Annotated in this window: 2 protein-coding genes; both read left to right on the top strand. The window is 66.4% G+C overall.

All coding sequences use genetic code 11. From position 1 onward, the window contains the following. Nucleotides 1-1,176, top strand: a 1,176-nt coding sequence (gene murF / locus ABNS06_RS16240; RefSeq protein ID WP_348675652.1) for a UDP-N-acetylmuramoyl-tripeptide--D-alanyl-D-alanine ligase, incomplete at its 5' end; no start/stop codon positions are given. Next, nucleotides 1,176-1,868 (top strand): phospho-N-acetylmuramoyl-pentapeptide-transferase (mraY, locus tag ABNS06_RS16235; protein WP_348675651.1); only part of this gene is annotated, 693 nt, incomplete at its 3' end. The genes murF and mraY, both read left to right, overlap by 1 nt.

The raw sequence follows: 1,868 nt of genomic DNA, 5'->3' as shown, positions 1-1,868 counted from the left end.
CTGGGCGCGGCCGGTGCCCTGGTGTCGGAACTGGCCGATCTGGAGCTGCCCCAGGTACTGGTCGACGACAGCCTGCTGGGTTTGCAGGCGCTCGCCCGGGGCTGGCTGGACCGGTTCGATACCCGCGTGATCGGTGTGACCGGCAGCAACGGCAAGACCACGGTCAAGCAGATGCTGGCGGCGATTCTGGAGCCGGTCGGCCCGACGCTGGCGACGCATGGAAACCTGAACAATCACATCGGGCTGCCGCTGACGCTTCTGCGACTGCGCGAGCAGCATCGCTATGCCGTGCTGGAGATGGGCGCCAGCAAGCCCGGCGACATCGCCGAGCTGGTGGGCATCGCGGCGCCGCATGTCGCGGTGATCACCCACGCCGCGGCGGCGCACCTGGAGGGCTTTGGCAGCCTGGAGGGCGTGGCCCGCACCAAGGGCGAGATTTACTCCGGCCTGCGTGATGACGGCGTGGCCGTGATCAACGTCGACGATGCCCACGCCGGGCTTTGGCGCGAGCTCGCCGGCGTTCATCGGTGCTTGAGCTTCGGCCTGGACACGCCGGCCGATGTCACCGCGAGAGAGATCCGCATGGATGGCGCGCAGATGAGCTTCACCCTGCGACTGCCTGATGACGACACCGAAGTCCGGCTGCCGGTGATTGGGCGCCATAACGTGATGAACGCGCTGGCGGCGGCAGCCGTGGCGCAGGCGCTGGGCTGCACCGCCCGGCAAATCGCCGACGGCCTGGCGCGGCTGGAGCCGGCGCCGGGTCGCATGACGCCGCGCATCGCGTCCTGCGGTGCCCGCTTGTTCGACGACAGCTACAACGCCAACCCGACATCGCTGGCCGCCGCGCTCAGCGTGCTCGGTCAGCAGGACGGTCATCGCTGGCTGGCGCTGGGAAACATGAATGAGCTTGGTAGTGATGCCGTCGCTGCGCATCGGAAGGCTGGCGAGCAGGCACGCGCGGCTGGCGTGGAGCGACTGTTCGTCGTCGGCGATCTGGCGGTTCATGCCGCCGAAGGCTTCGGGTCCGGCGCCGTGGCCGCCGATTCGATGGAGCAGATGATCGAGCAGGTGAGCGAGTCCCTGGACGACACGGTTTGTCTGCTGATCAAGGGTTCGCGCGGTGCGCGGATGGAGCGCCTGGTGCAGGCGCTCGGCACGGTGGAGCTGCACTGATGCTGTACCACCTGACCGACGCACTGGAGCGGATCTACAGCGGCTTCAATCTGTTCGACTATCTCACCGTGCGCGCGATTCTCGGCGTGCTGACGGCGCTGGTCGTCTCGCTGCTGTGCGGACCCATCCTGATTCGCCGCCTGACCACCCGCCAGATCGGGCAGGTGGTTCGCGACGACGGTCCGCAAAGCCATCTGGTCAAGGCCGGCACGCCGACCATGGGCGGGTTGCTGATTCTTGCCGCGGTGATCATCGCGACGCTGCTGTGGTCCGATCTCACCAACCGCTTCGTCTGGATCGCGGTGTTCGTGACCGTGGCCTTCGGCGTGGTCGGCTTCATCGATGACTACCGCAAGATCCGCTACGGCAACTCCAAGGGGTTGTCGGCCAAGGCCAAGTACTTCTGGCTGAGTCTGACCGGGTTTCTGGCCACCGGCGTGCTCTATGCCACCGCGCAGACACCGGTGGAGACGACGCTTTACTTCCCGTTCTTCAAGCAGCTGGCGATTCCGCTTGGCGGCTTCTTCGTGCTGTGGGGCTATTTCGTCATCGTCGGCACGAGCAACGCGGTCAACCTCACCGATGGCCTGGATGGTCTGGCGATCATGCCCTGCGTGCTGGTCGCCTCGGCCCTGGGCGTGTTCGCCTATGCCACCGGCAACACGGTGTATTCCGAATACCTTGGCATTCCG

It is taken from the genome of uncultured Abyssibacter sp., from assembly GCF_964000955.1.
In the GTDB taxonomy this organism is placed as follows: Bacteria; Pseudomonadota; Gammaproteobacteria; order Nevskiales; family OUC007; genus Abyssibacter.
The sequence above is the reverse complement of the archived record's forward strand: the minus strand, read 5'-3'. Positions and strand labels throughout refer to the sequence as shown.